Raw genomic sequence first — 8404 nt, 5'->3', positions numbered from 1 at the left:
CGGCGAACAGCTCTTCCAACTCGTCACGGACCGCGACCGGCAACGGCGCCCGCCGCCCCCGATACATCTCCGCGACCGCCCGGGTGATCTCTCCCGCGGGCTCGGGCCACGGCAACGGCTGCATCGACATCAGACACCCGATCCTACGGCCGGGAAGGGGGAAGACGACCGCGCCCGACCATCGCAAAGCCGCAGCCCGACCAACGCGCGACGCGCGCCCTACCAGGCCATCAAATGGCCAACAGGGTCCCTCTTGCGGCCAAACGCCACCGACACCACCCCCAGGCCGACAACACCGGCGGCACACCCAACACCGCCAACCGGCCTCGACCGCGCACCCGCACCCATGACGGCGACACGCGCGAGGTGATCCGGACGCGCGACACGCGACCGACGCCTCCCGGCGACGGCAATCCCACGGACCAGCCGCCGGATCCCTCAGATGACAGGCCGCCAGACAATGTGCCCTCGAACACGGCCGCCGCCGTGGCCTACTGGCACCACCGCGACCCCGACCTTCACCCCGCCCAGATCGCCGAGCGCATCGGCCGGTCCGAACGCACCGTCCGCCGCCACTGGCCACCACCACCGCCCAGCAGCCCACCGCACATCAACGGTCACCTCGCCGACAGCCCCCGCCAGTGAACCCGCCGTCCTGTGCCGCCCCGCGGCTTGACGACCACAGACGGCACCGCAAAGCGCGACCCAACGACGAAAGGGCCCGTTTCTCCCTCGGGGCTCGGCACGAGCGGCGAGTGGAACCGTCCGATCGTCAGGAGGACTCGTTGATCGAACGGCATGGTCGGGTCGGATCGCGGCCTTGTGTCTGGCGATGACGGACACGAGATGGGCTCCACCGGGACGGCCATCACTGGCCCTACCACGGGCCGATTGTCGCTGCTCTCGGCTAGCGAACGTAGTCTGCGCTGGTGCTTACCGAGCGGCGATTGGCGCCGACCCGCGCATTGTCTGCGGCAGATCCGTGACAGGGACAAAGCGCCGTCAAGCGGCTGCACCACGAAGCCGCAACCACCACCGCGAACAGGATCCGCAACACCAGAGCCGTACCGCTTGAGCGACAGACCTGGATGGGTGATGGGTTGAAATATCAGCTCAGGGGCCTGCGGTATCTTCTTCACCAACACCGACCGGTGAACAGGTGCAGTCTCTGTCCCATTGCCGGGCGCCTTACATGAGGCGACAATCGTATCCACATTGGAGGCTATGTTTCGATGAGTTCCTACACCATCACAATCGCCGCGGACGATGCCAGTCGAGCGACCACAACCCTCAAGGTCGAGGTCAGCGACAGCATCCCGCGCATCACCGAACTGCTGGTACGCGCCGGGCAGGGGGACGGGCTGACCGCGGGTCAGATCCCTGCGGTCGATCTGGACATGCTCTTGAAGGCGATCGCGCCCGCCGCCAGCGGGCGGCAGGCGATAACGACGCCGCCGGCTGCCGTATCCGACGAGGTGCCCGCAGCCGCCGGTATGTCCGTTGACGACGGGGAGCCCGCCGCCGAGTCGACGGCGGTCCAGTCCACCGCCCCTACAACGGTTGCCGATGAGCCGGCTGCGAGTAGCACCGTGGAAGCTGACGCGGTTGACGTCGTGGTGCCCAAGCAGGTGTCACCGGCAACCACGGCAAGCGAGGTGAAGAAGGCCAGCCGGGCGTCGGGCGGTGGCGCGACCCGCAGCCGCGGGGGCAAGGGGAAGACCGCGGCGGACGCCAAGGCCACGCGTACGGCAGGGAAGGCCACGAAGCGGACCTCCGAAGGTGCGGCCTCCGGGGGCGAGGGGCGGGTATACCGGCGCTCACCGGCCGATCTCGAAGCGGTCTACCAGCAGGCCGGGAGTGTGAATGCCGTCGCCGACCACTACAACGTGCCGCGGCACACTGCCCAGGGGTGGATCCGCACGCTGCGTCGCCGGCAAGCCGGACCAGTTTCTGAGTAGGGGAACCTGGTCTCGGGTCAGGCGGGCCAACAGGAGCGCCGCTTCAACGCGCGGGATAGAGACCGCGGAGGCCGTGGACGTGCCGCGACAGTGGCGTCCTGCGCGACCTGGGTAGGTACCGCCTCCCCGAGGCTGGCTCGGGCGCCGAGTGCGAGAACCGGCATGGTCAGCTTCGTCTTGCCGTACTCAGCGTTGGTCGGCGTCTTGGGGTAGTGCCCGGAAGTTGATGTTCTCGGGCACCGACGCCATCAAGCCCGAGTCCGACGATGCCACTACACACGCCGCTTTTCGACGCAAAAGTCCTGGACGCCGCCGGTGGGTGGTTCAACGAGTTGAACCACCCACCGCGTTGAGGACACTTTAGCCGGCGTAATCAAAGAAGAAGTCGCCGGACCGTCCATTCCGCAGGAATACCTGAATGTCGTAGCGCACGCCATCCCTGACATTCGTCGCAATGGTGTACCATGCGTTATTCCTATACACCGTCGTGGCATAGTTGCATTTGCTGGTGACGTCTTTGAACACGACGCAGAAGTACTCGTAGTCGTTGGGGAGTCCCCCAACCCTGACCTGGATGTCCTGGCAGTAGGGCGTGGTCGTGTTGCTGGCTACCGTGGTCCACGTCGCCGTGTTCTTCACCTGACTCCATTGGCTCACGATGTTCCCCGCCGGGAAATACTCACCCCGGCAGCTTATCGCGGCCGCTGCCGGAGAAGCACTGACGACCGCCAGCGAAACGGCAGCGACAAGGGCCGCGGTTCCGGCTGCAAGAAACGACTTGATACGCCCGTACATAAGCGCCATCAGCCTCCTGTCTCCATGATGGAACGAGTGCGCCAATGCTAGCGCTAAGAAGCGCTCGCCGTACAGCGATCGGCGGGCAAGAATTAGCTTCTGTCGATAACTTGATCTTTATGGTCGGCGGCGGCACTGGGCGAGGAGTGCCGCTCAAGCGCGGAGATCGCCCACCCGGATCAGAGACGGAGCTATATGGGTGAGCGTCGCCGTCGGGGCGAGAGCCGACGGTCAACGGCGGTCAGCTCCTGGACGTGGCGGCCGGCATAGCGGCGCAGGTCAAGCCAGGTGGTTGTCGAGCGACCTCCGCCTGTCCTTTACATTTCCTAATTTTAATCGGCGTGCGATGGCGCGGCGGGACGGAAGCTGCGCCGGTAGCGGTGCGGGCTGGTCTGTAGCTCTCGGTTGACGTGTGCCCGTAGGGCGGTGGTGGAGCCGTGGCCGCTGCGTATGGCGACAACCAACGGCGGGTGAGGCCGTCGCCGGCATCATGATCACGGTGCCTCCGATGCAGGGTCGGCGAGGCAGCGGGCCGATCCACCACCGTGGTGGGCGGGGCTGCTGGGCGTCGATGGTCATGCGGTGCGGCGCTCGGAGCAGAGGCCGGCCGCAGCTTGTCAACCGTGGCGCGCTGGTCAGGGGACGGGCGGTCGTTGGCCTCACGCCCGAGACGCTCCGCCCGGCAGGGCCCACAGTTGTGGGCTGGCGATCCGCGGTGCTGGGGACACTGCCGAGCCCGGACGTCGGCTGGTGAGGCGATGCCGCTTCGCGGGCGCGCGCGTTTTTGGTTGTGGATGGTTAAGGACGGTTCGTCGGACGTGTGCGTCCGGTCGTTCGGTCGTGTACGTCCGGCCGTTTGGACGTGTGCGTCCGGCCGGTGGATAACCGGGGGGACGTGGACGTCCTCCCGGTTATCCACAGGGTTGTGGACGTCGGTGGGGCGGCCGGGTTGCGGTTCGGCGGACGGGTCGAGGCTTGCCGGCAGCGGGCGGCGGCGGTGCGTCGCGAGGTCCCAGACGACGGGCCGGCGGTCCGCGGGCAGGAACGCCGTGTGGCGTTGGTCGCCGCGGCGGATGAGGCCGAGGCGTTCCAGCTCGTCCAGGTCGCGGCGTACGGATCGTACGGTCTTGCGGGCGTAGTGGGCGAGGCGTTCCTGGGAGGGGAAGGCGGCACGGCCGGCGGCGTCGGCGTGGTTGGCCAGGCCGATGAGCACGGCGAGGCACTGTGGTGGAACGTCGGGGGCGCGGCTGAGCGCCCAGGAGACAGCTTCAATACTCATGGCGGGGTGGAATCTCCGATGTTTGTCGGTGGTTCAGGGGGCGGAGCCCGCCACCCGGAGCGTGCGTGCGGCTCACGGGCGGCGGTCGCAGGTGCGGCATAGCGGGCCGAGCAGCAGTTCCCCTGCTCGGCCCTGCGGCCGCCTGGCGGCCGCGCTTGGTGGCAGCGTTGAGGCATCGACAGGCCCTACAGCCGGGTAAGCGGAAACGCAGCGACGTGTGGCGGGTTCGGCGAGGGGCCGGTGTCCCGCCTGACGTCACCGCGTGTGGTGGTCGGGCCGTCAGGCGGCACTCGATGTGGGCAGTAGCCGGTGTGGGGGTGCCAGCGGTCGTGCGGGCTGGAACCAGTCGGCGTACCGCGCGGCAGTGGCCGGGGTAGTGACGTGCGCCCGACCTCGTGCGAATGGTCGGGGACGGGTCGCCGCCTGATAGGCGCGGCGGGCGTCGCGTGCCGGCGAGCACGGGTACGGCTGGCCGGCGCAGCGCAGGTTGGCGCAGCGGTCGGGATGGTGGGCGTGGGGGAGGTGAGCGGAAGCGACGTCGGTGGCGAGCAGCCACAGCGGCACGTCGGTGACGGTGGGGGGTATGCGGTGGCGGTGCGGCTGGTTCATCGGTAGTCCCCTTCGCGGGCGGTGTCGGCCTGGGTGGCCGCCACCCCGGCCAGCGCTGTGGGGATGTGCGCTGTCGGGTACGCCGGGGTGGCGGCCGGGACGAGTGACGCTCGACTTTGCGCCTAGATCAAGTCGCCGACCGGCTTCTGGGATCAGCTGCCACCAGCCACAGGCGGCCGGGCGCCAGGATCGGCATGGAGGCAGCGTCGGCGGGCTGTGTTGACGGCAGCCGCCGGCCCGTTGCCATGGCGGGCGGGTGGCGTCGCCACGGCGCTGCGGACGTCAAGGCGAGGGACGCCGCTGTGGTCGTCACTGGTCGGGGCCTGGGTATTCGGCTGCGGTGGTGTCGAGCTCTCCGGGGTCGGCGTTGTCGCGTTCGCGGCCGTCCCACTCGATACGGGCCTCGAGTTCGGCGCCGGTGAGGGCGGTCTCGACGGCGGTTTCGGCGGTGTCGAAGGCGTCCTCACGGCAGGTGGCCGTCACCTCGGTGACCACGGTCAAGGTGAGGCGGACCTGCCAGCGGCGCGGCAGCAGCGGCAGGTCTACGGCGTCCAGGATGTGGTTGGCGGCGTCGACGTCGATGTCGTGCGAGATGACCGCGTCGCGTAGCGCGTGCCACACGCGGCTGCGCAGCTGCGGCAGCGATTCCGCGGGCACGGTCGGCGGCTGCGTCTGCGGGTCGGTGTGGTGCTCGTCCACGTAGGCCTGGATTTGGGTGGTGGTGTGGGTGAGCCATCCCAGTGGGGCGGGCTGGCCGGGATGGAAGGCGTCCCAGGCGTGGCGCAGGACGAATTCGAGTGTCGGCGGTGCCTGGCTGGTCGCCGTGGGTTCGGTCATCCGGGGTTCCTCGTTGGGTAGGTGGGGGCGCACCCGCCGCCTGTGTCAGACGGCGGGTGCGGTCGTGCTGGTCAGGGCGTCACCCCGGCGCGTCGGAATGGATGCGCGGGGCGAGGGGTCAGGCAGTGGGCTGTTCGGGGTGGGGCCAGCCGTCGAGCACGGACGGGGGCAACCCGGCACGCAGCGCCCGGTCGATGAGCTGCGCGAGGGTGTAGCCGGGGTGGGCGGCCAGGGCGCGGTCGATGGCGACGCAGGCGAGCGCGCCCTCGCCGCGGCGCCACGCGGCGAAGGCGAGCAAGCTGGCCGGTGGGGCTGCCAGGGGCGGGTGGGCGCGTCGGGTGATGTCGGCCCACATGGCGGCCTGCCAGGGCTTGTCGTCGGTGGCCCGCCAGGCGGCGTCGCGGATCGCCGGGACGGGGAGCAGGACGGTGAGCCAGGCCAGTTCGTCGTCGGTGAGGGTGTGCTCGTCGGCGTAGCGGGCGAACGCATCCCGGACGGCGTCGTCGCCGGCGCGGATCAGCCCGTCACGCCCGGCCTGGTTGATCAGGGCGCGGCGGCGGGATCTGGCGTGAGCGGTGGCGCGGGTGACGGCGACGCGGGCAGGCCCGGTGGTGGGCGCGACGCTGGCGACGAGCGCCGCCCGGTCGGGCAGAGCGTGGCAGCCGGCGACAATGGCGTGCATCGTGATGTCGCTGCGGCGCGGGTCGAACGGCACCCCGTCGATGGGGCAGCAGGCGGGGTCCTGGCAGGTGTAGGAGAAGTAGCGGCCGTCGGTGACTCGCAGGGCGTCGAAGATGTCGGTGCCGGCGGCGGTCAGCCGTGGGATGACGGTGTCCATGACCGGTGTGACGGTGGTGGCGGGCCCGTAGCCGACGGCGATGGCGCGGGTAGCCGCCGCGTTGGCGAGCATGCGGATCTGCGTGAGGGTGTATTCGTCGGCCCAGGCGGCGACGTCGCCGGGTTGGGGGAGGTCGGTGCGGCTGGCTACGACGACGCGGGTGCCGGTGAGGCCGATAATCACGGCGCTGTCGATGGGATTGAAGCCGAGCAGGTAGGGCACGGCAGCCAGCAGGTCGCCGGGTGAGGTGATCGGTAGCCGAGGGATGTTCGGGTCACTCACGATGTCTCCTGTTGTCTCCGAGATGAGGACCCGGGCACGGCTGATCGGCCGTGCCCGGGGCTGGAATGCGCGAAGTGGCCGGGCAGGCGGCCGAAACGGTGGGATGTGTTCTGAGTTGGTTGCCGCTCGCCGCCGTGCGGGCCAGTCGTCTGGTGGACCGCGAGGGGCCTCGGCGAGGACGGGTGGCCTGAGCCGAGAAGTCAGGCGTGCTCGAGGGCGGTGACGGCGGCGTCGGCGATGTGCCCGATGGCCTGCACCGGGTCGGCGACCTCGACGGTGGTGGTGTCCGCGAAGGTGTGCCCGGGCAGGTCGGCGGGGCGTAGCCACAGCACCGGGCAGCCCGCCTGGTGCAGTGCGGTGATGAGACGCTGGGCGGGACCGGTGTCGGGCAGGTCGCCGTCGGAGACGACGGCGAGCATCCGCAGCCGGCCGGGTTGGCGCAGCTGTAGCAGCTGGTCGGCGAGTTTCACCGCGTCGGTGAAGGCCCTGCTGCCACCGGCGGCGGCCAGTTCCAGCACCTGGCTGGGCCGTCGCCGCGGCGGCACGAGCAGGGTCGCTCTGCTGCCGAAGGCGATGGTGGCGGTGACCGCCTGGTTGCTGCCGGCGGCGTGGGCGAGGATCCAGCCGGCCGACGACATCGGCGCCGCGTAGGGGCGCATGGAGTAGGAGGCGTCGACGATGACGCCCAGATGCAGGGTCGGTTTCCGCGGCGGCAACTGGGTACGGCGTTGCCAGGGCGTGGCGGTGGGCATGGTGCCAGCGGCGATTTGCGCCTGCGCGGTGATGGCGTGGCGGGTACGTAGCCGTCCCGGCGGAACCGGGCTCGGCCGGATATCGGGTTCCTTGAGGTGGGTACGCGCACGGCGCAGCCGTGCAGCGAAAGTGCGGGCGGCGGCGCGTTCGGCGTCCGTCGGGTCGCGGCTGGTCCACGTCGCGGGCGCCGAGAAACGGCCGCTGATCTGCTGGTCACGGTACTGCGCGGGTGTGAGACCGGCGGTGTGGGCAAGGTAGTCGGTGAGCGCTTGGGCGAGCAGGCCAGCGAACACCCCCGCGTCCGCGGCGGGTGTGTGCGGTTGCCGGTGCGGGTCGATGCCAAGCAGCCGGCACCACCGCCACGCCAGATCGATCATCGTGTCGGCGTCGCTGTCGTCGATGGCGTGGGCCTGCCGCCACACGTCGCGCAGCTGCAGCAGCCGCTTACGCCCGAGCACGGTGGTGACGGCGGCCCGGATTCCTTTGGTGTCCTTGGCGGTGAGGATGCGGGCGTCGACCCGCGCCAGCAGCAGACCGGCAAGGTGCGCGGCGTGCCAGGGGTCGTCAACAGCGGCGTCGTCGGGGCTGATCAGGGTCGTGACGGTGTGCCGCAGCCACCTGCGGTCACCGCGCCGACGGCTGCGCTGCCGATACTCGATGCGGGACTCCTCCAGCAGCTCCGCGACGGCGGCGACCACAGCCGGGGTGCCGGGCGGGGTGCGCCAGCGGCTGTGCGCGGCGTGAGCGGCTTCGTGCACCAGCAGCCCGTAAGCGGTCGGGACGAGGCGTTTGTGGCCGGCACGGCGGGGATTGGCGACGTCGGGCGCACCGATGTAGGTGGCGTCGACCTCGATGCGGCCGGCGTCCGGGTAGCAGCAGGCAGGGGCGCCGCCACCGGCGCCGGGAGCGACGGTGACGGTCAGGTCGGTGCGGCCGGTCAGGGTCGGGATGTGCCGGGTCCAGGCGTCGCTCCACACCTGCCAGTCCGGGTCACCCGCCGTGGGCGCGGCCGGGCCGGTCTGCAGGTGACGGTGAGGGTGAGGCATCAGGTTC

At 70.3% G+C, this 8404-nt stretch carries 8 protein-coding genes; 2 read left to right on the top strand and 6 right to left on the bottom strand.

All coding sequences use genetic code 11. The features are described from left to right. The first annotated feature begins 462 nt into the window (after nucleotides 1-462). Together A6A27_RS37795 and A6A27_RS37790 are read left to right on the top strand one after the other, a co-directional pair. Nucleotides 463-645: a hypothetical protein gene (locus A6A27_RS37795; RefSeq protein ID WP_073839459.1), complete on the top strand. Its 183-nt coding sequence runs from the start codon at nucleotides 463-465 to the stop codon at nucleotides 643-645. A 587-nt stretch (nucleotides 646-1232) separates the two neighbouring features. Then, nucleotides 1233-1958, top strand: a complete 726-nt coding sequence (locus A6A27_RS37790) for a hypothetical protein (RefSeq protein WP_073839458.1) — start codon at nucleotides 1233-1235, stop codon at nucleotides 1956-1958. Nucleotides 1959-2318: 360 nt separating this feature from the next. Here the strand turns inward: A6A27_RS37790 and A6A27_RS37785 are convergent, their stop codons facing one another. The 6 genes from A6A27_RS37785 to A6A27_RS37760 form a co-directional block, all read right to left on the bottom strand. Next, a complete protein-coding gene (locus A6A27_RS37785; RefSeq protein ID WP_073839457.1) occupies nucleotides 2319-2762 on the bottom strand; it encodes a hypothetical protein in 444 nt (147 codons plus the stop codon). 232 nt (nucleotides 2763-2994) lie between these two features. Continuing rightward, nucleotides 2995-4032 carry a helix-turn-helix domain-containing protein gene (locus A6A27_RS47865; RefSeq protein ID WP_083673188.1) on the bottom strand — a complete coding sequence of 346 codons (1038 nt, stop codon included), beginning with the start codon at nucleotides 4030-4032 and terminating at the stop codon, nucleotides 2995-2997. 279 nt (nucleotides 4033-4311) lie between these two features. Continuing rightward, complete coding sequence (locus A6A27_RS37775) at nucleotides 4312-4641, bottom strand: hypothetical protein (protein ID WP_073839455.1); 330 nt, start codon at nucleotides 4639-4641, stop codon at nucleotides 4312-4314. A gap of 309 nt (nucleotides 4642-4950) precedes the next feature. Continuing rightward, the gene (locus A6A27_RS37770; RefSeq protein ID WP_073839454.1) at nucleotides 4951-5478 is read right to left on the bottom strand and encodes a hypothetical protein; all 528 of its coding nucleotides are present in this window, start codon (nucleotides 5476-5478) and stop codon (nucleotides 4951-4953) included. Between the two features lie 118 nt (nucleotides 5479-5596). Continuing rightward, nucleotides 5597-6598: a DUF4192 domain-containing protein gene (locus A6A27_RS37765; RefSeq protein WP_073839453.1), complete on the bottom strand. Its 1002-nt coding sequence runs from the start codon at nucleotides 6596-6598 to the stop codon at nucleotides 5597-5599. Between the two features lie 200 nt (nucleotides 6599-6798). After that, a complete protein-coding gene (locus A6A27_RS37760) occupies nucleotides 6799-8397 on the bottom strand; it encodes a VWA domain-containing protein (RefSeq protein ID WP_073839452.1) in 1599 nt (532 codons plus the stop codon). Between the last annotated feature and the right edge of the window lie 7 nt (nucleotides 8398-8404).

The organism is Micromonospora sp. CB01531 (assembly GCF_001905095.1).
In the GTDB taxonomy this organism is placed as follows: Bacteria; Actinomycetota; Actinomycetes; order Mycobacteriales; family Micromonosporaceae; genus Micromonospora.
Note: the sequence above shows the minus strand (reverse complement) of the source record. Positions and strands in the feature narration are given on the sequence as shown.